Source organism: Endozoicomonas sp. GU-1 (assembly GCF_027366395.1).
Taxonomy (GTDB): domain Bacteria; phylum Pseudomonadota; class Gammaproteobacteria; order Pseudomonadales; family Endozoicomonadaceae; genus Endozoicomonas.
Genome location: NZ_CP114771.1, coordinates 4,698,076 through 4,722,285 on the forward strand (window position 1 = coordinate 4,698,076; position 24,210 = coordinate 4,722,285).

At 51.3% G+C, this 24,210-nt stretch carries 21 protein-coding genes; 5 read left to right on the forward strand and 16 right to left on the reverse strand.

All coding sequences use genetic code 11. From position 1 onward, the window contains the following. Nucleotides 1–321: 321 nt before the first annotated feature. From O3276_RS19440 to O3276_RS19450, 3 genes are read left to right on the forward strand one after another with little or no spacing between them, the layout of a single operon-like run. Complete coding sequence (locus O3276_RS19440; protein WP_269672800.1) at nucleotides 322–834, forward strand: hypothetical protein; 513 nt, start codon at nucleotides 322–324, stop codon at nucleotides 832–834. Continuing rightward, complete coding sequence (locus tag O3276_RS19445) at nucleotides 827–976, forward strand: hypothetical protein (protein ID WP_269672801.1); 150 nt, start codon at nucleotides 827–829, stop codon at nucleotides 974–976. Before O3276_RS19440 ends, O3276_RS19445 begins: the two co-directional genes overlap by 8 nt. Nucleotides 977–980: 4 nt before the next feature. After that, nucleotides 981–3,824 carry a midas domain-containing protein gene (locus tag O3276_RS19450; RefSeq protein ID WP_269672802.1) on the forward strand — a complete coding sequence of 948 codons (2,844 nt, stop codon included), beginning with the start codon at nucleotides 981–983 and terminating at the stop codon, nucleotides 3,822–3,824. Nucleotides 3,825–3,923: 99 nt separating this feature from the next. On the opposite strand, the gene O3276_RS19455 is transcribed toward O3276_RS19450, so the two are convergent. From O3276_RS19455 to dbpA, 3 genes are all read right to left on the reverse strand, one after another. After that, on the reverse strand, nucleotides 3,924–4,940 hold the full coding sequence (locus tag O3276_RS19455) for a hypothetical protein (protein WP_269672803.1): 1,017 nt from the start codon (nucleotides 4,938–4,940) through the stop codon (nucleotides 3,924–3,926). A gap of 123 nt (nucleotides 4,941–5,063) precedes the next feature. Next, a complete protein-coding gene (locus tag O3276_RS25895; RefSeq protein ID WP_442876537.1) occupies nucleotides 5,064–5,291 on the reverse strand; it encodes a DbpA RNA binding domain-containing protein in 228 nt (75 codons plus the stop codon). 119 nt (nucleotides 5,292–5,410) lie between these two features. After that, nucleotides 5,411–6,463 (reverse strand): ATP-dependent RNA helicase DbpA, encoded by a 1,053-nt coding sequence (gene dbpA / locus O3276_RS19460; RefSeq protein WP_442876538.1) that lies wholly within the window; start codon nucleotides 6,461–6,463, stop codon nucleotides 5,411–5,413. A gap of 186 nt (nucleotides 6,464–6,649) precedes the next feature. Between dbpA and O3276_RS19465 the strand changes: the two genes are divergently transcribed. Then, nucleotides 6,650–8,137 (forward strand): SLC13 family permease, encoded by a 1,488-nt coding sequence (locus O3276_RS19465; RefSeq protein WP_269672804.1) that lies wholly within the window; start codon nucleotides 6,650–6,652, stop codon nucleotides 8,135–8,137. On the opposite strand, the gene O3276_RS19470 is transcribed toward O3276_RS19465, so the two are convergent. From O3276_RS19470 to O3276_RS19485, 4 genes are all read right to left on the reverse strand, one after another. Next, nucleotides 8,130–8,624, reverse strand: coding sequence for a GNAT family N-acetyltransferase (locus O3276_RS19470; protein ID WP_269672805.1), 495 nt, complete (start codon nucleotides 8,622–8,624; stop codon nucleotides 8,130–8,132). The two genes, O3276_RS19465 and O3276_RS19470, sit on opposite strands and share 8 nt — an antisense overlap. Before the next feature lie 145 nt (nucleotides 8,625–8,769). Further along, nucleotides 8,770–9,192, reverse strand: coding sequence for a hypothetical protein (locus O3276_RS19475; RefSeq protein WP_269672806.1), 423 nt, complete (start codon nucleotides 9,190–9,192; stop codon nucleotides 8,770–8,772). Between the two features lie 82 nt (nucleotides 9,193–9,274). After that, on the reverse strand, nucleotides 9,275–10,111 hold the full coding sequence (locus O3276_RS19480) for a putative RNA methyltransferase (protein WP_269672807.1): 837 nt from the start codon (nucleotides 10,109–10,111) through the stop codon (nucleotides 9,275–9,277). A 111-nt stretch (nucleotides 10,112–10,222) separates the two neighbouring features. Further along, the gene (locus O3276_RS19485; protein WP_269672808.1) at nucleotides 10,223–13,018 is read right to left on the reverse strand and encodes an ImpA family metalloprotease; all 2,796 of its coding nucleotides are present in this window, start codon (nucleotides 13,016–13,018) and stop codon (nucleotides 10,223–10,225) included. Nucleotides 13,019–13,425: 407 nt separating this feature from the next. On the opposite strand from O3276_RS19485, the gene O3276_RS19490 reads away from it, so the two are divergent. Then, nucleotides 13,426–15,015: an ABC-F family ATPase gene (locus O3276_RS19490; RefSeq protein WP_269672809.1), complete on the forward strand. Its 1,590-nt coding sequence runs from the start codon at nucleotides 13,426–13,428 to the stop codon at nucleotides 15,013–15,015. Nucleotides 15,016–15,262: 247 nt separating this feature from the next. Here O3276_RS19490 and O3276_RS19495 read toward each other — a convergent pair whose 3' ends face one another. The 9 genes from O3276_RS19495 to O3276_RS19535 form a co-directional block, all read right to left on the reverse strand. Further along, nucleotides 15,263–15,928 carry a pseudouridine synthase gene (locus O3276_RS19495; protein ID WP_269672810.1) on the reverse strand — a complete coding sequence of 222 codons (666 nt, stop codon included), beginning with the start codon at nucleotides 15,926–15,928 and terminating at the stop codon, nucleotides 15,263–15,265. Nucleotides 15,929–16,031: 103 nt separating this feature from the next. Further along, complete coding sequence (locus O3276_RS19500; protein ID WP_269672811.1) at nucleotides 16,032–16,985, reverse strand: flagellar motor protein MotB; 954 nt, start codon at nucleotides 16,983–16,985, stop codon at nucleotides 16,032–16,034. Further along, complete coding sequence (motA, locus tag O3276_RS19505; RefSeq protein WP_269672812.1) at nucleotides 16,985–17,854, reverse strand: flagellar motor stator protein MotA; 870 nt, start codon at nucleotides 17,852–17,854, stop codon at nucleotides 16,985–16,987. The genes O3276_RS19500 and motA overlap by 1 nt, the downstream gene beginning before the upstream one ends. Before the next feature lie 167 nt (nucleotides 17,855–18,021). After that, nucleotides 18,022–18,543: a flagellar basal body-associated FliL family protein gene (locus tag O3276_RS19510; protein WP_269672813.1), complete on the reverse strand. Its 522-nt coding sequence runs from the start codon at nucleotides 18,541–18,543 to the stop codon at nucleotides 18,022–18,024. A 40-nt stretch (nucleotides 18,544–18,583) separates the two neighbouring features. Next, entirely contained in the window at nucleotides 18,584–19,780 is a 1,197-nt protein-coding gene (locus tag O3276_RS19515; RefSeq protein WP_269672814.1) for a hypothetical protein, read from the reverse strand. 164 nt (nucleotides 19,781–19,944) lie between these two features. After that, nucleotides 19,945–20,361: a flagellar export chaperone FliS gene (locus O3276_RS19520; protein WP_269672815.1), complete on the reverse strand. Its 417-nt coding sequence runs from the start codon at nucleotides 20,359–20,361 to the stop codon at nucleotides 19,945–19,947. A 51-nt stretch (nucleotides 20,362–20,412) separates the two neighbouring features. Continuing rightward, nucleotides 20,413–21,759 carry a flagellar filament capping protein FliD gene (fliD, locus tag O3276_RS19525; RefSeq protein ID WP_269672816.1) on the reverse strand — a complete coding sequence of 449 codons (1,347 nt, stop codon included), beginning with the start codon at nucleotides 21,757–21,759 and terminating at the stop codon, nucleotides 20,413–20,415. A gap of 8 nt (nucleotides 21,760–21,767) precedes the next feature. Beyond that, nucleotides 21,768–23,273, reverse strand: coding sequence for a flagellin N-terminal helical domain-containing protein (locus O3276_RS19530; protein WP_269672817.1), 1,506 nt, complete (start codon nucleotides 23,271–23,273; stop codon nucleotides 21,768–21,770). 9 nt (nucleotides 23,274–23,282) lie between these two features. Beyond that, nucleotides 23,283–24,209 (reverse strand): flagellin N-terminal helical domain-containing protein, encoded by a 927-nt coding sequence (locus O3276_RS19535; protein ID WP_269672818.1) that lies wholly within the window; start codon nucleotides 24,207–24,209, stop codon nucleotides 23,283–23,285. Nucleotide 24,210 lies beyond the last annotated feature (1 nt).

The following is a 24,210-nucleotide window of genomic DNA, read 5'->3' on the forward strand; positions in this document are numbered from 1 at the left end:
TAGCTACTTTCCCTCTAACCCTTGATATCATTGATGGTAATCAATTTATCGGGAATTGCTGATACATAATTATCCTCCTTAAACTAATCAGATACTGTAGTTATAGACGACGTTGAGTTTTTTATCCTGAGTTAATGGTCAGTAACTTTTACAACAGTCTCTTAGCCAATATGGTTATGAAGATGTTGCTAATTCCCAACTGCTGCCGATAGCAATGGCAATACCACTGACCAGTTATGAATCATGCACAATTTCCTGAGATACCCACTTTACAGCATCCCTTCTGGTGCCATTGACCCGAGCTCGGTCCAACATGCTTCGGTGCCACTGCCATCCTCTCAAACGACTGTTGGCAAATTTGCGACTCACCAGGCTGAAGTCATGCAGGATGTGCAACCACAAGTGAGCCAATCGGCGGTAGACAGTTTTGACCATACGGGGAACGCTATCGATGATAAAGCGCTCAGTGACAGGAATATCCAACAGGCTACTGGTCAATCGCTGCCCTCTATTAAGGGTGAGCTGGATAAACCTGACCAGGCAGAACTGAAGGAAACGCAAGGTCAGCTGCTCAAACAGGCCGATGGACTGCTTAAGAAAAGTAGTGAAAAAAAGGCGGTAACGGCCTCTCTGAGTAGCTTGAAAAAGTCAGTAGCCGAATTGAAAAAGGCTCAGAGCGATAGCCCTATGGGGGCTCTTGAGGCACTTCAAAAGACAGAGTTTCCGCCCGGCCTGAAGGTCAAAATTACGCTTGGAAGTGGCGAAAAGTTGAGCCTGATCCCCCCCCGGGGAAGAGTTGGAAAATCAGTCCAACCTGGGCAAGCTGATGGATAAAGCCGTAAAGGTTCTTGAAAACCATAACAAGGAAAACTTTGCATCATTTGATCAGGCCAGTACTGACCGGGAAATCGCTAATCTGAAACAGCAAGTCTCTGATATCGATCAACAAATCGGGGGAAGAGTCCTCGGGTATTAATGACTTGGCCAGGCTTGAGAACAGACAATGTCTGCTGACCATCAATGTGCGGGCCAGAGTTGAGGACGGTTCTGTCAGTGCCACGCACATTGATGGTGGTCCGATAGCTCAACAGCAGACAATGGGGAGTTCTCTGGCAGGGCCAGTGCATACAGCCACAACAGACCAGCCTTCTCAAACTGAGCCTGAGGCGGGGCCGGACAATGACAGCTCTGTAAGGCCTGAAACAACAGCGCAGGGTCTGACTGATGCAAGCCCGGCTGATCAGGATATTGCCATCAACTCTGCGGATACCGGAGGTGATACAGCCCCCTTGGATGATATCGCAGTAGCAGTGACGTTTGATAATCCTGTTATAGGGAACACTTCGCTGATGCCCGGCATCATGCAGGGTTCTTCCGGGCAAACAGATTCTGCAACAGACCCCAGTGCACAGCCCGATGCTACTCAGCAAACCGGTGGTACCGGTGAGGATTACAATGAGCTTGATGGCGTTGCCGGGTTGTTTGCTGAGCCAGCGGACTCCGCCAACCAAGCAGTATTAGACAGTGGTTTAGCCACCGGTGAAGTCGATCAAAGTGATACCGAGTCGCTCAAGGCAGAAGAGGAATGGACACAGACAACATCAGCCGGGGATGTTGACAGTGGGCTTGGTGGCGTCGCTGAAAGTGATGTTGATGCCGAGTCGATGAAGACAGAAGTGGAATCGACAGAGACAACATCAGCCGGGGTTGTTGACAGTGGGCTTGGCGGAGTCGCTGAAAGTGATGTTGATGCTGAGCCGATCAGGAGCGAAGTTGATCCTCAGCCGATTGAGAATGAAGATAATACTCAGTCTATTGAGACTGAAGCTGATACTCAAACGATCGAGACCAAAGCAAAATCGACTGAGAAAACATCAGTTGAGGAGGATTACAGTGAGCTTGATGGCATCGAAGAGTTGTTTGCTGAGCCAGAGGTCTCCAGTGATAGTACCGCATTAGACGACAATCAGGAGGAAGATTACAGTGAGCTTGATGGCATCGAAAAGTTGTTTGCTGAGCCAGAGAGCTCCGCCAACAATGCAGCATTAGACAGTGGTTTATCCGCCGGTGAAGTCGAGCAAAGTGATGCCGAGTCGCTCAAGACAGAAGAGGAATTGACAGAAGCAACATCGGCCGAGGATGGTGACAGTGGGCTTGATGGAGTTGTCGCTGAAAGTGATGTTGATGCTGGGTCGATTAGGAACGAAGTTGATCCTCAGCCGATTGAGACTGAAGCTGATACTCAGTCGATCGAGAATGAAGATAATACTCAGTCAATTGAGAACGAGGATGATACTCAAACGATCGAGACCAAAGCAAAATCGACTGAGCAAACATCAGTTGAGGAGGATTACAGTGAGCTTGATGGCATCGAAGAGTTGTTTGCTGAGCCAGAGGTCCCCGGTGATAGTTCCGCATTAGACGACAATCAGGAGGAAGATTACAGTGAGCTTGATGGCATCGAAAAGTTGTTTGCTGAGCCAGAGGTCCCCGGTGATAGTAACGCATTAAACGAAAATCCTGAGCCAGAGGTCTTTGAAGATGGTACCTCACCAGACGAAAATCCTCAGCCAGAAGTCTCCGGTGGTAGCACCGCATTAGAAGACAATCAGCAGATAGATGTCAGCGCAAGTGAAAGGTCTGGAGATAATGCGCCAATCGACAGTGATACAATCACGGTTGGCGATGACCAAATAGATGTTGATACTGAGTCGCCCCAGGCCGAAGCGGAGTTGACTGAGAAAACACTGGTCGATGAGGGTTTCAGTGAGCCTGATGAAGTCACTGATATTGATGACTCTGAACGGTCAGAAAGTGTGATGCAGCGATCAGATGAGAGTGACATCGACAGTGATACCACCACGGTTGGCGATGACCAGATAGATGTTGATACTGAGTCGCCCCAGGCCGAAGCGGAGTTGACCGAGGAAACACTGGTCGATGAAGGTTTCACTGAGCCTGATGAAGTCACTGATATTGATGACTCTGAACGGTCAGAAAGCGTGATGCAGCGATCAGATGATAGTGACGTGGCTCAGGCCAGTATTCCAGATGAAACTGAATTTACCGCTGAGAGCTCAGAACCTCAGGACTCGGTAAGCGATTCTGATTACTTCTCTGACGATGAAGGTGATCTGGGGACAACACAAACGCTCAGTCCCGAGCCCGACTTTGCCACGGATGTAGCGAAAGAGTCAGCCCCGATGGAGAGGGCTGAGGTCGTCCGTCAATCAACGGCTAATATTGGTGAGATCGCCAGGCGTCGGAAAGAGAGCCTGCGGGCTGCTTCGGCCCCGGCAAGTACCACACCTTCTCCTGCTCCCTCTTCACCTGCCCCGAGGCCAGCGCCGAGCGTAGTAAACAAGCCTGTTGATGTGAGTGGTGTGAAGTCTGTCGTTGCTGGTCAGATAAATACCACCAGGAATGCCAAATCAACAGACGCCATACCAAAAGAGGAGAGGGCCAGGGACAAGAAAACGCTGGGTGTTTCGAGTACCTATAACGAAGCCAGTGTTATTGAAAATGCCTTTGACAAGTTGCAAAAAAATGCAGGTAATCTGAAAGTTTCAAAAGATATTGCTAAGACGGCCAGAAAATACATTGCCACCGAGGCTCAGGATGGTGGACGTTTTCTGGCCAAACCCACTGCACAGCAGAAAAAAGCGCTCGCTTTTCTTGGTTTGAAAGACGGTGCCTCAGAGAGAGCGATTCGTCTGGCCCTGTTGAACAAGGCCAGTGAATCGGCTGAATCAGGCAACAGCAGGAAGCATGACAGTGCTATGAAAACACTGAGCAAACACCATAGTGCGCTGTTTAACAAATGATGGCCTATGAAATAACAGTTATTTATGGGGCTGCCTTCATGCCTCGTTCCCGGGCAGAGCAGGGGAACGAGGGTGAACGGAGATTATCGAATGATGTGCTCAGTCTTCTTCAGGGGCTGGCGTTGGAGCCGGCGCTTCTTCGGGTTGTGGCGCTGGGGTGGGAACCTTGCCTTTGCCCTGGATGGCGGCATCATGGAACGGGAATTCCTCGCCATTTGCCAGTCGATTGATAGTGATCCCCTTATCCACATGGGAATAATATCGGGCTTCAAACTGAACATCGGCCGCTCTGACAGGAAGCTTGCCCTTCTCCTTTCTTTTATTAATTTCTTTCTGGATAGCCTTCAGCGTTTCCAGCAGATCATTCAGCCTTGCTTCAGCTTGTGCAAGCCCCTGGTCTGCATTAAGTTCCCGGGCCTGATTTTTCATGGCACCAAGCGCGTAGACGTAACAACGGTAGATCTCTATAGGCGCTTTTTGTTCGAGACCAGCACCTACCGGAATCAGGGAGATAGCTTGATGATTGGGCGGTGGGAAGGTGATGGTAACGGTCAGATCCTTTGGCGCGTCGGGGGGTAGCTCAATATTCTTTAAGGCAGTAATCATCTCTTTCGAACTTTTAAACCAGCCTACACTACCAGGGCCTTTGAGACCATTGGCGCATGCGGCAAAGATTTCAAGGGTATCCCGAGCCTTAATGGCAATGTTCATTTCGCCATAGGCGGTATAGGCCTTTTCAGCTTGTTCCAGTTGGTTTTTACCCCGATTGAGCAGTTCCTCATCGCCCAGCGCCTGCAACGCTTCAGCCATTTTTCCGGGATCTTCAGTCTTGGGAGGTTGAGTTGCGGCAGGGGAGCCATTGACGGAAATGTCAGGATTCACACTCTTTACGTTATCAGGTAAGCGCGGAGGTTGAGCCGAAGGTGGTGGTACAGGTTTGCGTTTCGGCTGAGCAAAATACGACTGGGATGGTGGTTGTAATTTGGCACCATGTCCATTAAACGCAGGTCCATTAAACGCAGGTCGATTGTACGCAGTGTGGGGCTGGAACCGGGTTGACTCCGGACCAGTGCCGAAGCCCTGTGCAGGAGAGGGTGGTGTAATCTGAGCAGTCATTTCAATTACCTCCTTGTGCTGGATTAAATAATCAGTGTCATACCTCTTTTGGACAGGAGAAGCCTGATTTAGTTCCAATCAGGCTTTCAGAGGGGGCACCAGGAGACGATTGGCTAATGAAGACTACAAACGCCGAACCTTGAATTTTCTGCCCTTAATCTTTCCTGCTTCCAGCTTTTTCAGTGCAGATCGGGCATTTTCCCGTTTGACCGCCACATAGGCGGTAAAGTCAAAAATATTGATTTTGCCGACCTGGTCTGCGGGAATCCCGGCATCGCCGGTCAGCGCTCCGAGGATATCGCCGGGGCGGACTTTATGCTTTCGGCCACCATCAATGGCCAGGGTAACCATGGGGGCCGGTGCTGGATGTTGGTTTCCGGAGAGTGCTTTCGGGTCACCAAAGACCAGGGGGGCCTTGAGGTCATCGCTGATATTATCCAGCTTGTACTGCTCCTGCCGGGTATGCAGGCTCAGTGCCAGACCTTTTTACCCGCCCGCCCGGTGCGGCCAACCCGGTGAACATGTACTTCCGGGTCCCGGCTCAGATCGTAATTGATCACTGCGGCAAGGTTTTCTATATCCAATCCCCGGGCTGCGACATCGGTGGCAATCAACAGGTTGGCGCTCTGATTGGCGAATCGTACCAGCATCTGGTCACGCTCTTTCTGATCCATATCGCCATGCAGCACTACCGGTTTGTAGCCCGCTTTGTAGAGTTCAGTGCCGACCTCTTTGCAGATTTGCCGGGTGTTGCAGAAAATCACGCTGGACTCAGGCTGGTAGTGTTGCAACAGCTTGATCAGCATGGCGGGTTTATCAGCGTTTTCGGCGTGATAGAAGCGTTGCTCAATATGCTCATGGCTATGGGTGCTCTCAACGGTAACGGTAACCGGCTGATGCTGGAAACGTTCGCTTAATGCCCGGATACCGCTTGGGTAAGTGGCCGAAAAGAGGAGAGTCTGTCGCTGTTCTGGTAAATGGTCGATGATGTTTTCAATGGCATCAATAAAACCCATATCCAGCATGCGATCGGCTTCATCAAGCACCAGCGTATTGACCCGATCGATCAATAAGGTCTTTTTCCGCAAGTGATCCTGGATTCTCCCGGGGGTTCCGACAACCACATGGGCACCATGCTCCAGTGAACCGATCTGTGGGCCAATAGGCTGGCCACCACAAAGAGTAACAACCTTGATATTTTGCTGATAGCGCGCCAGACGCCGGATTTCCTGGGCAACCTGGGTTGCCAGTTCCCGGGTCGGGCAGAGAACCAGAGCCTGGCAACCAAAATCCCGCTGTTTCAATTGGACAATCAGGCCAATGGCAAAGGCCGCCGTTTTGCCACTGCCGGTTTTGGCTTTGGCAATGACATCGTGGCCTTCCAGAATTTCTGGCAGGCTGTTCTGCTGAATGGGGGTCATTTCCCGGTATCCCAGAGTGTCGAGGTTTTGCAGCAGGGCATCGGGCAGGGAGAGATTGGTAAAGCGGGTAGACGCTGTGGGGGTAAGAATAGGTGCAGTCAAATCAGGCTCTTGGCGTGTGCCATGGTACAGAATAGGTAAATGATTATAACAGAGTCTACCCTTAATGACGGTGAATCATTACAGCAGCTCAGCAGAAACCTTGCTGTTTGATGGGCCTGAGCGGTGCTATCAACTGATTGACGGTTGAATTGACTATAAATTTTATCAAATGCAATGGAGCGAATCATGAAATCAGGTTCTCCGGAATTGCTTCCAGAGTCTGCACAGCAGGAAAGTACTCCGGAAGGGAAGCCGCTCTTCTGGCTCACAGGGCTTCTGATTGGCATTGCATTGCAGCTATTTACATTACTGGTTGACCCTCCGGCCGGGATGAATGAAATGGCCTGGCGCTGTGCGGGCCTGGCCATGATGATGGCGGTGTTCTGGTCGGTGGAAATTCTTCCGACGGCGATTACCGCACTGCTCCCCCTGTTGTTGTCGCCAATGCTTGGCTTGGCCACCATGGATAAAGCGGCTGCTCCCTATGCACATCCGGTAATCTTCCTGTTTATGGGCGGTTTTGTGCTTGGCCTTGCCATGGAGCGCTGGAACCTGCACAGCCGTATAGCCCTGAGAATCATGTTGATTACGGGCACAGGGGAGAAGCGACTGGTGCTGGGTTTTATCATTGCCACAGCCCTGATCAGTATGTGGGTTTCCAATACGGCAACCACGATTATGATGATGCCCATCGGTTTATCGGTTATCGCCATGATTCGTCACCAGGGGAAGATGAGTCATGGCTTTCCTGTTGCTTTGTTGCTGGCCATTGCTTACGGGGCTTCAATCGGTGGTTTTGGGACCCTGATCGGTTCGCCGCCTAATGCATTACTGGTGGCTTTTCTTCAGGAGCAGTACGGTATCCAGATTGGTTTTGTTCACTGGCTGATCATTGGCCTGCCGGCATCGATCATTTTGCTGGCTATTACCGGCATCTGGCTGGGCTATTTTGGCTACCGTCTGGGTGGGGAAGAAAACCATGGGGTAAGAGAGTCCATTAAGGCGCAGCAAAAAAAGAACGGTGCAATGAGCGGTGCAGAAAAAGCAGTCACCGCGATCTTTCTTCTTACGGCTTTTGCCTGGGTCCTGCGGCCCTGGCTGGGGGCAATGATGCCAGCACTGGCACTTTCCGATACCATGATTGCCCTGGTGGCCACCGTTCTATTGTTTATCCTGCCCGTTCGCTGGAACAAGCCTGAGTTTCTGATGAGCTGGAAGGAGATGCACCGTCTTCCCTGGGATGTGTTGTTATTGTTTGGTGGTGGTCTTAGCCTGGCATCAATGATTCGAACAACAGGGCTGGCAGAGTGGATTGCCGGATCATTAAGCATCCTTGGGGATATGCCTCCTTTGATGGCCATCGCTTTGGTTGTCACCATTATTATTTTTCTGACCGAAGTCACCAGTAATACAGCAACCACGGCCGCCTTTCTTCCTCCTCTGGGAGCCCTGGCCATGTCACAGGGAATGGACCCGGCTATTCTTGCCATCCCTGCCGCTATTGCTGCCAGTTGTGCCTTTATGTTGCCTGTGGCGACACCGCCCAATGCCATAGTCTATGGGTCAGGCATGTTGCCAATTCGACACATGGTACGCAGTGGTATGGTGTTGAACCTTGCGGGTATTGTAATTATCACGTTGTTGAGCCACTGGCTGGTGAAATTTGTTATTTAATCTCCTCTTTATAAACTTTTAGCCCCCTGGCCTGATAGTTGTTCAGGGCAAAGGGGTGATCCAGCGAACAGGTATGCACCCAGACCCGCTGAGCTCCCCAGTTCCAGGCTTCCTGAATGGCAGTACTTAACAGGGCACCACCCAGGCCTTTGCCAATGAAGGGCTGCGCCAGGCCAAAGTAGGCAATCTGGATGTCACCGGCCGCTTTTTGCAGTTCAAAGTAACCGGCCGGGCTGCCTTTAAAGTAGCCGACCCATAGGCGAAGATTGTCGTTTTCAGCGTAGTCATGCCATTGTTCATCAGACCAGACCAGCTTGTCAGTCCATGCCCACGGCTGGCCAATGTAGCTGTAGAGAAATCGGTTGAATTGAAACTGCTTTACCTGACACTCCCGGATGACAAAATCTGGATGAGTGACGGGTTTATGGAGCCACTCATCCTGCGAGGTCATTTCCAGAAACCAGGTGGTTACTGTTTCTTTTTTCATATTACTTCTGGTTCAGTTGTCTTCGATATTGGTTAGAAATTGATGATTGGTTTCTTCAATCGGGCAATATATTGGGCATGGCAATCACCATGTTGCCAGAAGCGGACATAAACCGGTTCCCGATTGACGGAAACCGGCGATAGAATCAATGAGACTGCTCCAGCCGCCTGGCATAGACGACGGCATTATAACCGACTGTCGCGACAACATTACCAGCCACAAAGAATAGAATGACCAGCGCCGCATTAACGATACTGAAGCTTGTCACCAGCTGAGTTAAACGACCAAATCCCTCTACAAAGAACAGGTAAATACCAAATACATAAGGAATATAGCTGGGAATGCCCGCCAAAGCCTTGCGTGCTCCTTTATCAAGACCTGTAAGGACAATAATGGAGAACAGTGAACCAACCAGTAACAGCATCCAGCTGGTTGCCATGCCGGTTATGGCCTGTTGTAAAACGGCCATGGTCAATGTGACCGCCAGGATAATATCGGCTTTGAGGGCCAGAACAGTGAACAGGTCTTTTTCACTTTTGCCGGTGATAATCTGAGCTAACTGAAACATGGTAACCCCCCCGGGCTATGGCCATGGCTCAGTTATACCACCAGTCACGTTTGGTAAAATTGATGTAAGACAGTATTTTTACCTATGCTGATGGGTGGTGCTTTTGTACCACCGACAGGCGCATTTCCAGTTCACATTCCAGCTGACCCAGTTGCTCAAGTTGCTGTTTTTGTCCGGCATTGACATGCCAGTAGTGAGGGGTCATGGCCAGCAGGTCCATAATGGCCTGAGTGTTTTCCAGCATCATCAGGTGATGGATGGTCTGGCTTTCCAGCAGGGCAAGATCTTCCGGCAGATCCTGCAGGCGTTTATCTTCCGGATAAGGACGTACCTCATCATAAATGGCACGGCGAAGAGCCATCAGGTGGTTCTGGCCGGGGGTCAATAGAACAATATGCCCGCCAGGTTTCAGAACTCTGACAAACTCAGGCCAGTCACTGCGGGAGAATATGCTGATCACAGCATCAAACTGTTCGTCCATCAGAGGCAGTTCACTGACACTGGCAACCAGCCATTCTATCGCTTTGTTTCGTTTGCTGGCGGCCAGGATGGCGGGTTTGGCAATATCAAATCCACAGACTGAGCTGTCTTTAAGCTGCTCTTTGATTCCCGAGGTGTAGTAGCCCTCACCGCAACCGGCATCAAGAATACGTTGCGATGCTTCATTACCGAACGACTTGAGTTTATCAATCAAGGCATCAACGACGGGTTGATAGTAACCGTGATTCAGAAACCGTGTCCGTGCTTCGACCATCATCTGATCATCGCCGGGGTTTTTACTGCGTTTCTTATTGCTGGGCAGCAGGTTCAGATAGCCCTGACGCGCCCGGTCAAACCGATGATTATTTTTACACACAGCGCTTTTTTGTTCTGACCTGAGCGCTTCATAACAGACCGGGCAACGAAGTAAGATGGACATCGGGATGGGCAGTATGGCTAAAAGCCAGAGAGTTTAATGGTCTCTGGCGCATATGCAACGGCTGCTGATGGTTTCCTGCCGGGAGCGCAGCCTGATTATGGAGTAACCCGATTAAGGCGCTACTGCTGCATCCCATACCATGCCTTTTTCGATGATGATTCCGGGATTGTCAAACTGCTCACAGAACTGATTGCCGTCCGTCTTGTAATAGATAGCTTCCATGGGCGGCAGGTTCAGAGCCATTATCTGGTTTTGAGCCTTGGCACTGCTGGTCAATCCCCACTTATTAAGGTAGTTGAGCATGTTGCGGCCAGTGACCATCGACAGAGCAATGGATGGCCAATCATTGTGCAGTTCGCTCGATGGGCTCCAGATACTGTTGGCTTCTTCCCAGGTATATTCACTGAACCCAAGCGACGTACGTTTGGCATTCCAGGTATCGCGGCTACTGAGCGCGCGGGAAAATTCCCGTTCAAGGATATGAAGCCTTGGCAACAGCATCCAGCCATCGGTCAAGGCTCCCTGACTCTGGGCTGCCATCATCATCTGCAGATAAATGGCGGCTCCCAGGTTCCAGCTCTTGAAGTCTTTGTTCTGTATCGACGCTAAAGGATCTGCTGAGTTCTGGGACTCCTGCAACCAGTCAAACAGCGTTTTAAAGGGCAGGCTTTGACAGGAAGGTGCCTTTCCAGTCTCCTGGTAAGCGCGGGACTTTGAGAAGTAGGAGTAAAAGTTGGTGGCAGTATGACCGGGAGTCCAGCTTGCAAATAAAAAGCGTTTTTTCTCCAGGCCATGGCCAAGCTCGTGAAGGTCACCATGGCCCAGTGGATCAAATGCCCAGTACGCGTCGTATGGATTGCCAGAACATCCGTAACCACAGGTGGCCTGATCCGCATTCATATGTTTAACCTGATCAATGAGATCAATACTGTACCCCTGTTGTTCTGCGAACTGGATAATCTCGGGGTCTTCATCAATTCGATCACCGCGGAAGCCTGCCAGCATGTGGGGCAGGTTAGACATGTAACGATCTGTCGCTGCAGCCAGATCAGCGGCCGAATTATTCCAGTTGCTCATGGATTGCCGCATCAGGTCCAGTCGCGAATGGACTTCAAAACCATCGGTGACCAGTTCAGCCCAGTCAAAATCCCCTTTCGCCAGCGCCTCTGCAAACGTCTCGTTATCTTCAGGCTTTGTCCAATAGGGGTGCAGGCCAATATTGCTGATATTCAGGCTGATCTGCTGGTCATTGCGGTCAAATCGCAATTGCAGGGGGCCACCATTTGGGGAGGTGAAGGTGATGGTTTCTCCCGGCGCAATCATCATTTCCTGTCCCCGCAGATAGCGGGGACGTTTATAGCCATCGTTATCCAGCCAGTGAGTAGCTCCATCACGGATGGAGTTGACAAAAACATTCACCACAGCCTCTGTATTATCTGTGCGCTGAATAGTGACCGGTTTGCCGGGCATGACATAGACGCCCGCTGAACGGAAAGGCACTTTACTGGTGATGTTTATGGTCTTGCTGATGGGGGTTATATGGCTGAAATCAGTACGCCCAAAGTTACCTGAATCAGCAGGAACGGCGCTGGTTGAACGGTATTGATAAACCCCGAAGTCTGAAAATGCCGCTTGGACAAAATCTTCGGTGTTTTTCAACTTATCCAGGGGGTATGCGGTTTCTGCCCGATAATAATCAGCCAGAAGCACCAGCCAGCGCCAGATTGCTTTATCATCATTGGCGGATGTGAAAATGGCTTGCTTGTTTCTATCCAGTTGTCGGAGCTGACGCTGGAGGGTTTGCAGACCATCCAGAAATTCGATGTTGAATCCCCCGGCGTCAGAACAGTCGCTGCCATTGCACTGGGCAAAGTTAATATTATTGCCCCGGTTTTTCAGCGTCGTGAGCAGACGGTTCACTGCTGCAATGTCTGTGGGCAGAGGGTTCCCCCATTCTACGATGTTGAAACCCCTGAGAATCAGGTAACGCCAGTAATTGTTGGCAACGAAGTTAGCGTTGATGGCCGGAAGCAGGTATTGGCTAATGGCATTATCCTCACGATAGTAGTGAAGGTATAAAATACCAATGCCTTGATTACGTGCTTTGCTGATGCCATCTTTTAATCCCTGCGTCAGCTCACCGAAAGAAGAGACGATAAGCACATCTGCGTTCTCCAGACAGCCAGAAAGAGCAGCGCCATTACAGGTTTCCCGGCCATTGTAACTGACCCGTTCCGGCATCAGGGTATCCAGCCAGAGCCGTGTGCTGGACTGATCCGGGAAGTAAAAGGACTCATCCATCTGGGCGATCACAATTTTCATGGATTCGGTGCTGTTCAACGGCTGTCCTGCCAGCCAGTCCAGGCCATTGACCATTAACTGGTTAGCCTGATCATTTATGGCACCAGAGTTCCGTCTCCAGACCCGCATTGGGTTGGAGGATAAAGCAATAAAACGATGGTTTTCGTCTTCTCCCAAAACACCAAGTCCACCGGGGTTTAAAGGGTTAAACTCAGTTCTGTCGGAAGCATTCGCCTGAAGAAAGGTTGCGGACTTGCCAAGTTCCGGAGCAATAATGGCGGAGTCGTGGGTGACATCCCAGTCAACATTGGTGAGGCTGTTGGCATTGGCAGAACCATCTTCATTAAGCTGGAACAGGCGATAGATAGTTGGGTTGAACTGACCATGCCCTGTTTCAATCACGTTATCTATTTTTTGGGTTAGTGCATCTGCAGAGGGAATTCCGGTAGAATCACCGGTTTGAAAGGCAACTTGCAGGGCCTGTTCGACAGGATCGGGGGCAGGGGCAGGACTGGGAGGAGACTCGTTGGTTGATGTTTCACCACTCTTACAGGCACTCAAAGTAGCCATCATCAAAACAACAAACAGCTTTTTTCTTAATTCCATAAATACAGCATTTCTTATTTTATAAAGTTTATAAGAGGAATGTTTGCGAGTTTAAGTAAACACACGATGGTGCTCCAGTGATTTAACGCTGCTGAGTCAACCTTGTGGGCTGGGTCACACTTTTATCAACTGTGTTTTAACAAGCTTCTCTGAAACAGCAGTTATCAAGAACAGCAAAAATACAGTGCAGTGGCATCACTGGCTTGATATTCGCCAAGGTCTGGCCGATATTTCCCTGTGGCAATACCGGAGGCTTGAATTCATTTTCGTTTGTGGCCCGGAGTATTACTGAAAATTACAACCGCAGAATTTGTAAACTACCTATTGGCTCAAAGGAATAGTCACTGTAGTCTGCGGCACTTTTTCTCATTAAGCTTTTTATCAATAGACAAGGCAGGACAATAAATTTGATTTCTACAGCCAACATCACCATGCAGTTCGGTGACAAGCCCCTGTTTGAGGATATATCCGTCAAGTTTGGCGAAGGTAACCGTTACGGACTCATTGGTGCCAACGGTTGTGGTAAATCGACGTTCATGAAAATTCTGGGCGGAGAGCTGGAGCCAACATCCGGCACTGTCAGTAAAGACCCCCATGAACGTATGGCAAAACTGAGTCAGGATCAGTTTGCCTATGAACACTACACGGTGATCGATACGGTAATTATGGGTCATGCCGAGCTGTGGAAAGTAAAAGCCGAACGGGATGCTATTTACGCCAAAGCTGAAATGACCGAAGAAGAAGGCATGCGGGTTGCTGACCTTGAAGTTCAGTTTGGTGAGATGGATGGTTATTCCGCCGAAGCCCGTGCCGGCGAACTGCTGCTGGGGCTGGATATTCCCATTGACCAGCATTACGGACTGATGAGTGCCGTTGCCCCGGGCTGGAAGCTGCGTGTGCTGCTGGCTCAGGTTCTGTTTGCCGACCCGGAAATCATGCTGTTGGACGAACCCACCAACAACCTGGATATCAATGCGATCCGTTGGCTGGAAGAGATCCTCAAGCAGCGTGACTGCACCATGATCATCATCTCCCACGACCGTCACTTCCTGAACAGTGTCTGTACCCACATGGCGGACCTGGATTATGGCAAGCTGCAGTTGATGCCCGGTAATTACGATGAGTATATGACCGCAGCCACTGCGGCCCGGGAGCGCCTGCAGGCCGATAATGCCCGCAAGAAAGCCCAGATTGCCGAGTTACAGTCCTTTGTCAGCCGCTTCTCTGCCAACGCGTCCAAAGCACGACAGGCGACTTCCAGGGCCAAACAGATCGATAAGATTCAACTGACAGAAATCAAACCGTCCAGCCGCCAGAATCCGTTTATCCGCTTTGAGCAGGAGAAGAAGCTGTTCCGTAATGCGCTGGTGGTGGAAAAGCTCAGCCAGGGCTATGAAGAAGATCTGTTCAGCAAAGTCAACCTGATGGTTGAAGTGGGTGAGCGTATCGCCATCATTGGCCAGAACGGTGTCGGTAAAACCACCCTGCTGCACACCCTGGCAGGTAAGATGGCACCGCGTACCGGTGTTATCCAGTGGTCCGAAAATGCCAATATCGGTTACTACGCCCAGAATCACAGTGCTGACTTTGATATGGATATGAACCTCTTCGACTGGATGAGCCAGTGGATGAATGAAGGCGACGATGAACAGGTGATTCGTGGCGTGCTGGGCCGGATGCTGTTCTCCCAGAGCGACCTGAAAAAATCCGTACGGGTTATTTCCGGTGGCGAGCAGGGTCGTATGCTGTTTGGCAAGCTGAGCCAGCAACGCCCCAATATTCTGCTGATGGATGAGCCAACCAACCACATGGATATGGAGTCCATCGAGTCACTGAACCTGGCGTTGGAAAACTACAAAGGCACCCTGATTTTTGTCTCCCATGACCGTCAGTTCGTCTCATCGCTGGCCACCCGGATCATCGAAATCAAGGATACCGGTATTGTCGACTTCCACGGTACTTATGATGATTACCTGCGCAGTCAGGGAATTGAGTAATTAAATAATTCCGACATTTGATACGCACTCTCCGTTCATCCTGAGCGGAGTCGAAAGATGCTTGCTGCGATCTATGTCAGTGCCGATATCCACCAACAATTCGTAGAATGTTTTTCAGGCAAGAAAAAACCCGGCTCGAACGGAGCTGGCGCTCCTAACCGGGTTTCACTTCAAACAATGAGCTGATGCTCGTGGAGCAGTATAGCAATGATTTCGTTCGCCTACACAATTGGAGCGGTAAAATTGATTAGACCGAGAAAGGCGCTTCCGACACAAACACCATTGGCTCCCCGGTTAAAGGGTGAGTAAAGCCCAGTCTTGTGGCATGCAGGTTCAGGCGTTGACTGGCCTGCCGGGCAGCCGGGTGGGCATAAAACTCACAGCCCAGAATGGGGTGCCCAAGTTCAGCCAGGTGAACCCTTAACTGATGGGAGCGACCGGTCACCGGCTTAAGCAGTACCCGGTCAAATGCCGGTCTCTGATTGTCAATCACTTGAAAGTGGGTCAGTGATGGTTTGCCCAGTTCATGGTCAACCATCTGTCTTGGCCGGTTTGGCCAGTCACAGCGCAGAGGCAGTTCTATTTTTCCTTCCGGCTGCGTAAGTTTTCCCCACACTTCGGCAATATATTCCTTGGCAACGGTACGGTCCTGAAACTGACGGTTTAAGGCACGATGGCTGTCGGCATCCAGTCCGAAGACCATCAGGCCAGAGGTGGACATATCCAGCCGATGGACGACACGGGTTTGCGGGTTGATGGTCTGCAGCCGTGACAGTGCGCTGTCGTTATGATTGGGTGGCTTGCCGGGAACACTGAGCAGACCTGCCGGTTTATTCACCACAACAATGCACTCATCGCGGTAAAGTTCCAACAATGGCTCGTTGCAGCAGGGGACAATAAAAGTATCATTCATGGGCCGATTATCAGGATAAAGTCCTGTTAAGTCATCTGGGGATAATGCGGATGGCGCTCTGAACGCTCATGCTCCTGCAGGCACTGGAAACGTTGAAAGTTGTTCACTTTGAAGGTTGCGGATAACGGTTATCCCTGGCCTGCTGAACGGCTTTTTCCATATCCGATGAAGGCACCGGTGAGGATGCTTTTTCTTTATGCCATTTATGTTGGAACTTGCGACTCAACCCTTTGACGTCTTTTCGGGGAACCAGCATCAAGTCGACCCGGCGGTTTAATCCTGAATCCAGATTCAGCCCCGGTATAGGCCGGTTAGCTCCCATCGCTGCCAATAACAGTATCTGATCTTCCGGTACTCCGGTAAAAACAATCACTTCCCTGACCGTTTCGGCCCGTTGTCCGGCAAGCTCCCAGTTTACCCGGTTGGGTTCTGTCGAATTTTTAAGGTCAGAACCAATCACGCCATCGGAGTGCCCGGTAATAATGATCTTGAAGGGCAGTTTTGCCAGTACCCTGGCCAGGGCGATTAGAAAATCTTCATAAAATGGCACCAGCTGCTTGCTCCCCGGTGGAAACATGGGGCCGACTTTATCCTGAACCAGTGTCATACGAATCATCCTGGGCCAGGTCTGCAGCTCAATGCCTTTTGCCTCGATGGCACGTTCTTTCGGCAGTTTGGCTAATCCGAGCACAATGGCAGCGATGCCCTCGGCACTGGCAGTGTTATGACCGGCAAGCTCCATACCGGTCATGCCGGAGGGCTTTGGCCGTATCTGCACTGGTATTCCCGGTAATATCGAGCGCTCTCCCTGCATCTCCACCGGCGAGTTACTGCTAACACGGTTGAGAAGACCCGGATTGGAAAAATAGGTGGCAATGGCTTCCTTTTGCACGGGTGTAGTGGCGGCCACCAGCCAGAGCACCAGGAACAGGGCCATCATGGCCATGGCAAAATCGGCAAAAGCCACTTTCCAGCTGCCGCCATGGTGCGCATTGCCGTTGGCAGTGCGCCCCCGACGGACCACAATCGGCTGATTGCTATCTGGAGCCCTGGCCATTAATGGCTAGCCCTCAGGGATTGCAGCATATCCTCCAATTCCGGGAATGTAGGGCGTAACTCTTTATAAAGCAGCCGTCGCCCTGAATCCACGGCGGTAATTGGTGCCAGCCCTGAATGGCTGGCAAGCAACGTCATTTTGACGCATTCAAACGCCAGCATTTCACTCTGCTCAGTACTTTCCAGCGCTGCGGCCAGGGGGCCAAAAATACCGTAGCACAGCAATATACCCAAAAAGGTACCCACCAGTGCTGCTGCTACCTTGACCCCGATCAGCTCTACCGGCCCATCCATCGCACCCATAGTCACGACGATGCCCATCACCGCGGCCACAATACCAAAGCCGGGGCAGGCATCAGCAATAGTGTTCAGTGCTTTTGCCGGGCGTTTCAGATCCTCTTCCAGGGTTTCTATCTCGCTTTCCATCAAACCTTCAAAGGCATGTCCGGGCATACTGCCCATACCGGTAATCCGTAAATTATCGGTGATAAAATAGAGCAGTCGTGGATGGGATATGATGCGCTGGTAACTCTGAAACAGCTCACTGCTTTCCGGTGTTTCAATATCGTCTTCAATGGCGTTCACGCCCTTTCGATGCCGGGTTTCAATCAAGCGGAACAGCAGGGCCAGCAAATCCATAAAGAAGGCTTTGTCGAATTCTTTATTTCTGATCAGTACGTATTTCAGATGAGTGAGGGTCATTCTCTGGACAGTGGCCGGGTTGGAAATCACAAAAGCACCGATCGCGGCACCGAGGATGATAAGAATCTCAGGGGGTTGCCACAGTGCCAGCAGCTTGCCGCCGGCCATGACAAACCCGCCAAAAATACTCAGAAACAGGATGGCAAAGCCAGCGATTCTCAATAGCATGCAAAACCTGGTACGTTGTTGTGAAATAACTTCCACATTCCCGATATTATCCAGTCAAGATAAAACCTTGCCACGGAGACACGGAGAAAAGAAAAAATCTTTTCCTCTGTGCCTCCATGTCTCCGTGGCAAAAAGAGGAAGTTATTCCGGGACAATTCGTGGTGTGATTACTGAATCACCATATTAATGATGAAGACATCCTCTACCCCCTTAGTAAGTGATAGCCCCGTCCTGTGACGAACCGTAGTCAGAAGCTGTTTCCGCAATTCCTCCCGATTTCCCGGGATCATCACATCCTCGAATGTCCAGGATGACAGCTGGTCAAGCATGGCATTGAGAATGACCGGTCGATTCTTTTCCATTTGTTCAAGGCATTTGCTTTTTCGGGTCATGATAGAAACGGATAACTGCATATAATGGAGTTCATAGGTTTCATCATTAGCCAGATTGACGATCATATCTTTAAACGACAAATATTGTGTAGGCCCCGGTGACGCGACAGTGGGCACTGGCGATAGTGAGTCGTCTTCCTCCCGGAAAAAAAACCAATACGTTGCACCACCTGCAATAGCAAGCATGACAACCCCCGCCAGGATGAAAGCGATGAAATTAACCCTGCCCCGCTGCATTGCTGGCCACTGAGCATAAGCACTGTTATTGATGGTACGATCATCGTCATCAGTCTTCATATTCTCTTCATATTCGCAGGAAAGCACTGTTAAACAATGGCTAAATATGCAGATCAATAAGCGCCACTACAGAGTGCTGCGATAGCGCAGTTAACCGGTATGACTGTGGGGTTGGGGGCGCTAAAGCCACAAGATCTGCGTCTGTGCCAGAAAAATATGACACCCCAGCCAACTCTTCGGCCAACGGATGCTGCCTTTCCCGGCCTGACCCGGAATGATCAGGAGTGGTTAATGAGAGTGCTATTTTCAGTCCAGACTCCGTTGCTGAAGAACCACCGGGCTCTTTATTGACTGAATTACCGGGAGTGTGCATCTGCTGAATGCTGTCGCTGACCAGCTGGTGCAGTGTAGAGGAACAGCTTTCAAGGGTTGGCAGAGACTGCTGGCTGGCTTGCAGATTCACGGTGACCTCGCTGTTATGGCGAGTCATCACCACCTGCACCGTACCCAGTCCGGGAAACTCGGCAACGGCCCGGGCATAACGATCCCCGCCAAGCATCAAACAGTTTTGCACCGGGGCTGTTACCGGTTGAATTGCAGACGATTGATTTCCGGGCGATGGCTGGCGGACGCTGGCAGGTTCCAATCTTTTCAGAGGTGTATCCGATACCTCAGCTGTTACTGGCTGTGTGGTTGTCTGACTTTCCTGATCGGCGGGCGACTCTGGGGTTGACTCTGGGGCTAAGGCCTCCTGATTCGACAGCGTTCGCTTTTGTGTGGGTGCCATAGAAAGCTGTGCAGACTGCCGCAGTGAGCCAATCTCCATGGTTTGCTGAACGTCAGGTAACACAGTCTGGCCGGAAGCCTCTTCCCCCGAATGGTCAGGCTTAACTGGCCCCATCTCTACCGGGTTTGGTCTCCGGGTCAGTTGATCAGACGGCAAGTGTTGTGAATTTAACTTCAATTCTGGGAGAGGGTGAACCGCTGGAACTTCTGCATCTGTGGTCGTGGCCCACTCAATTGCCTGTATGTCTTCCCCGACATCCGTTGTGTTGGTGTAGATAGTCGATGGTAAATCAGAATGTAAAGACGGATTCGAAGCCCCCTCAGGATTTATCGGTCCCAGAGGTTCGATCATCTGCTGCAGAATTGCCTGAAACTCATCTTCTTCTGGCAGTCCGTTCTGCACCAACCCGTTCTGTACAGACAGCCGCCCGGTTATCGCCTCCCGGAAATACGAGGCTGGAAGTGCGTCGATCACACGGTCAGTCTCTGTGCCAGCTGTCTCAATATTCATAAAAGATGGCTCTCTGTTTACGATAAACAGTGTTCATCCCATGGCATGGTCAGGGGGACTGAACTTTCTGCTTATGGCTGTTAATAACTTCGACATTTCAGTAAGCGCTGCCCGCTTCCCGCCACCCGCTGCCCGCAAAAGAAAGGCTGCAGCCTTAACAAGTCTCAGTCATCTGCCTGCTGTAAGGCCAACTCATCCCAGGCACCTTTAACGGTATCGATCATAGACCAGGCGGTATTCAGGGAGGCAGTATCATTATCAGCGATCACGGATGTCAGACATGCAAGGCAGTGGTCATATAATTCAAGCAGCCGGGCGGAAAGTTCATTGGCCGACGGCGGCTGACCTTGCTGATTGTCAACCATGGCAAGGGCCTGGTTTCTTAATACCATCAAAATAGAGAGGGCGTGGTGAATCCGTTCTCCGCGGGCGGCACTGTCACCACTGTTGATATGGCCGTGGCAGCGGTCCAGGTCATCCAGTAATAATTGGTACAGCAGGGCGGTCTGCTGGAAAATACTCTCTTTCCGGGCCAGGTGCCCGTACTGATGCCGGGTGTACTCAGTGGCTGGAGACTTCATAATCGCCTCTTGTTGCCGGTGGTGAAAGTCAGGTCACGCAGGTCAAGTAGGTCAAATAGTGTCAACATAGGCCAGGTTCCGGTTCATGCGCTGTACCGTTTGCTCCATATTTAAAAACTGCTGATTGGTGCGCTGATGAAGTAATTGTCGTCTCGTCTCCAGGGCATACTGGTCCGACGCCAGCCGTTGCAAATCCCGTGACAGATAACTGATCCTCGATATTAAAGGGCCACTGCCCGATAACAGCGTGTCCATTTTCTGCGCCAGTGCCAGCACCGGCTTGTCCCGGTCCGACAGAAACTGCAGGACCGGGTAGGGCATGGCATTCAGCTGGTGGCGAAACCAGGCTTCATCCAGAGACCATAAACCGTTGCGCTCAGTACTGACCCCAAGATCCAGTAAACTGGTGATCTGCTCTGAGCTGCTTAACCCGGTATCTGCAGGCGTGGCGTTAACCAGTTTACGCAACTGACTGCTGATTCCCCTCAGGGAGGCGGGGGTGCCCGCATCGATCTGGAGGCCCTGGTTGTCCCTGGGGTCACTGGCTTGCAGCAGGTTATTGCAGTGATTGACAAATTCCGACATTGCGCTGACCAGTGCTTCAACATCCTGACTGACCTCAATATATAACTGCCGGTCAGGGTCCGCCTGTTTCAGGGTCAGGCTCAGCCCGTTAATGGCCGGCTGGTTGACATTGCCGGGCAGAGACAGGGTTACGCCGTTGATACTGACTACTGCGTCAGCCGGAGCCGCCTGTTCTGACATGATAGCCGCCAGCTGGTCACCGGTTCCGGTGCCACTGAGCGTCATACGAAGATCGGCCCCTTTTTCTGCCCCGGTCAGCAGCAGCTGTTGCCCCGCCTTGCCGTTAATGACCGTTGCCCGGACTTTCCCCTGAGTACTCAGCTGAATCGATCTGGCGATGGTGGCCAGGGTACTGTTGGCAACAATATTAACCGTCCAGTGCCCACCATTAAGGGCAAGATCCAGCGTACCTGCGTCTTTAAAGGTGGTATCTCTGGCAAACGGCGGGCTGGTCATAATTTGCGGTGAGGCCAGCTGATGGACCGACAGCTGATAACTGCCGGGATCAGGACGACCCCTGACGCTGACGCCAACCCGGTCGGACTCACTGGACACCGCAACCCAGCGGCCAAGACTGTGGCCATTGCCATTCACATGGTGACTGTTGAGACTGGCTTCCTGAACCAGCGCCCGGGCGGAGTGCTGCAGGTTACTGACCGCCTGATAGACCGACACCATCAGATCCTGCTCTCGGGACAGCTGATTTTCCCGCCGTTTCAGGGCATTTTCCGAGGGTGCCATGTCGGCATTGACCACAGCATCCACCACAGTCCCCAGATCAAAACCTCCCTGCAGCGGTGCAACCGTATTCATTCAATGAGTCACTGCAACAGGGCCAGGACTTCCTGCTGCATGGTGTTGGCCCGGTTCAGGCCGGACATACTGGCTTGTTTCAGCACCTGATCCCGGGTCAATTTGGACATTTCGCTGGCATAGTCGGTGTCTTTAATCCGGCTTCGGGAGCCCATCATATTCTCCCGAACGTTCTGAAGGTTGTATATGGTGTGCTGGAAGCGGTTTTGAATGGCACCCAGGGTGCCCCGGTTGGAATCCACGTCGGCTATTGCGTGATCAAGGATTTTGATGGCTTGCTGTGCACCATCATAAGTGCTGATATTGATGGAATTTAGCGAATTATTAACTGAGTCACCCTTAGTACCAGTGATGGCAATGTTGGAGGGGGCCAATAAATTATCAGTGCTTTTCATCGTATAGGTGTCGTTTTTATCCAGACCGACCCACTGAATATCACCCACGACGGTCACCTCACTGCCCGTAGTGAGGGGTTTTGAGCCCTCCTTAGTACCACCTGTATAAGTCACTGGTTGAGCAGTGGCTTTGAAGTCAAGATCGTTGGATCCACCGTCAACTTCTGTAGCAGTTGCAGACAGAATCATATTCTGACCACTGGTATCAACCAACGTTATTTTAAAACCGGTGCTTGGCGATGTGACGGGACTAACCGTTGCCTTAAACGGTGACGAACCCAGCAGTTCCTCCAGTTCTTCTACGGCGTCTTTAAAGGTAGTAGAATTACTCGTCGATTTGTATTCCTTGCTATTCACGGTCAGGGTAATGGTGTCGCCGCTGTCCCATTTAGCACCATCTGTTAAGACCACTTCTGCCGATGTCTTTGCTAGCCCGCTCATATCGGATACCGCGCTTGTTACCTTACGGGCAACGGTTTGGGCGCTATCCCCGCTCTCTATGGGAATATTGCTTTCATTGCCATTAACCCCAACCGTCAGGCTCTGTTCTGCAATGGGGGTTGTCCCCGGCAGATTCAAGCCAGTAAATGTAAGCTTCGCCCCATCAATACCAATGTCTTTACCGCTGACACTCTTGACATTGACGGTAATAATCTCATTGGCGTAGGCACCTACCTGAATGTTCTTGTCAACAAACGAACCATCCAGCAACTTCTGTCCGGCAAAGGTGGTGGACTCGGCAATCCGGTTCAGTTCCGCCGCCAGCTGTTTCAGCTCCCCGTTCAGGGCAATCCGGTCATCCGTACTGTTGCTGTCACTGGCGGACTGTACTGCCAGGTCCCGCATCCGCTGGAGCAGAGACGCGGTTTCCGTCATGGCACCTTCCGCCGTCTGGGCAATAGAGATGCCGTCATTGGCATTACGTACCGCCATACTCAGGCCATTAATCTGTGAACTCATCCGGTTACTGATCTGCATCCCGGCGGCATCGTCAGCGGCACTGTTGATGCGATAACCGGTCGAGAGCCTTTGCATTGCTGTATCAAGACCGTTCTGGGCCCGCTCCAGACTGATCTGGGCTTGCATTGATGGAATATTGGTGTTGATACTGATGGCCATAACAGCCTCCTAGAGATAATCAAATAACGACAGGTTCGCTACTTCAGAAAGCCCTTTAAGAGCGGCTTCATATTGTACTTTCTGCTGATTCAGATGGCTGATGGCACTGACATAATCCAGATCACCCAGCTGACTCGCCTGTTCCTGAAAGTACAGCCTGGCCTCGTGATGGTCACTGCGAATACCGTCCAGTGCTTTCATTCGGGTTCCCAGGGCGGCATGAACGCTGCCAGCCTGATTTTGTGCCTGGTCAAGCTGTACCAGGTAACCGGCAAGCAGCGTTGACAGGTTGGCGGGTGGAGCCTGAAGTGTCTGCGCTATCTGACCGAGCATGAGGATTACATTAAAACATGATCCACCGTCGTTCACAGTAAAGCACAAAGCGTCAGCACTGTCCGTAGACGACATTGTTATATCAGAGGCGACTGTTATTTGCCGAATGTCGTTATTGTTATTAAAACTAAACGACTTTTTGCCATCACTGGCGGTGGCAACCGTCACCGGCGGTGTGCTGGTCCGGGAGCCGGAAAACAGGTAATAACCTTCGGCATCACGGCTGTTTAGCAGCCCGATAATGGCGTTTCGCCACTGCACAACCTGCTGCCCGAGGGTGGCCAGGTCCACCACTGCCAGCCCGGGGTTGTTGGCCTGCAGCACCAGCGCCCGGATATCCTGCAGGTAGCCGGTATAACTCTGCAACAGGGTATCTTCCAGTTGCAGCTGGGAGGTCAGGGCAGTAATGGAATCCAGGTAATGGTTCGTCTGGCTGATCTCCCGTTGCACACTCTGCAGGTGCGTCCAGCTGCCCGGTGCCTTGGCTGGTTGGGTTATCTGTTTGCCCGTGGCCACCTGGTTCCAGCCTTCCAGCTGGTGCTGACTGATGTTTTGCAGATCCTGCAAAACCATGGCCTGCTGTTGTGCTGTGCTTATCCGCATC

Excerpts from the sequence above, each read along its gene's own strand:
- O3276_RS19445 (WP_269672801.1), top strand. The coding sequence starts at position 827 with ATGGATAAAGCCGTAAAGGTTCTTGAAAACCATAACAAGGAAAACTTT.
- O3276_RS19455 (WP_269672803.1), bottom strand. The coding sequence starts at position 4,940 with ATGACTGCTCAGATTACACCACCCTCTCCTGCACAGGGCTTCGGCACT.
- O3276_RS25895 (WP_442876537.1), bottom strand. The coding sequence starts at position 5,291 with ATGGTTACCCTGGCCATTGATGGTGGCCGAAAGCATAAAGTCCGCCCC.
- O3276_RS19465 (WP_269672804.1), top strand. The coding sequence starts at position 6,650 with ATGAAATCAGGTTCTCCGGAATTGCTTCCAGAGTCTGCACAGCAGGAA.
- O3276_RS19470 (WP_269672805.1), bottom strand. The coding sequence starts at position 8,624 with ATGAAAAAAGAAACAGTAACCACCTGGTTTCTGGAAATGACCTCGCAG.
- O3276_RS19475 (WP_269672806.1), bottom strand. The coding sequence starts at position 9,192 with ATGTTTCAGTTAGCTCAGATTATCACCGGCAAAAGTGAAAAAGACCTG.
- O3276_RS19480 (WP_269672807.1), bottom strand. The coding sequence starts at position 10,111 with ATGTCCATCTTACTTCGTTGCCCGGTCTGTTATGAAGCGCTCAGGTCA.
- O3276_RS19485 (WP_269672808.1), bottom strand. The coding sequence starts at position 13,018 with ATGGAATTAAGAAAAAAGCTGTTTGTTGTTTTGATGATGGCTACTTTG.
- O3276_RS19495 (WP_269672810.1), bottom strand. The coding sequence starts at position 15,928 with ATGAATGATACTTTTATTGTCCCCTGCTGCAACGAGCCATTGTTGGAA.
- O3276_RS19500 (WP_269672811.1), bottom strand. The coding sequence starts at position 16,985 with ATGGCCAGGGCTCCAGATAGCAATCAGCCGATTGTGGTCCGTCGGGGG.
- motA (WP_269672812.1), bottom strand. The coding sequence starts at position 17,854 with ATGCTATTGAGAATCGCTGGCTTTGCCATCCTGTTTCTGAGTATTTTT.
- O3276_RS19510 (WP_269672813.1), bottom strand. The coding sequence starts at position 18,543 with ATGAAGACTGATGACGATGATCGTACCATCAATAACAGTGCTTATGCT.
- O3276_RS19515 (WP_269672814.1), bottom strand. The coding sequence starts at position 19,780 with ATGAATATTGAGACAGCTGGCACAGAGACTGACCGTGTGATCGACGCA.
- O3276_RS19520 (WP_269672815.1), bottom strand. The coding sequence starts at position 20,361 with ATGAAGTCTCCAGCCACTGAGTACACCCGGCATCAGTACGGGCACCTG.
- fliD (WP_269672816.1), bottom strand. The coding sequence starts at position 21,759 with ATGAATACGGTTGCACCGCTGCAGGGAGGTTTTGATCTGGGGACTGTG.
- O3276_RS19530 (WP_269672817.1), bottom strand. The coding sequence starts at position 23,273 with ATGGCCATCAGTATCAACACCAATATTCCATCAATGCAAGCCCAGATC.
- O3276_RS19535 (WP_269672818.1), bottom strand. The coding sequence starts at position 24,209 with ATGCGGATAAGCACAGCACAACAGCAGGCCATGGTTTTGCAGGATCTG.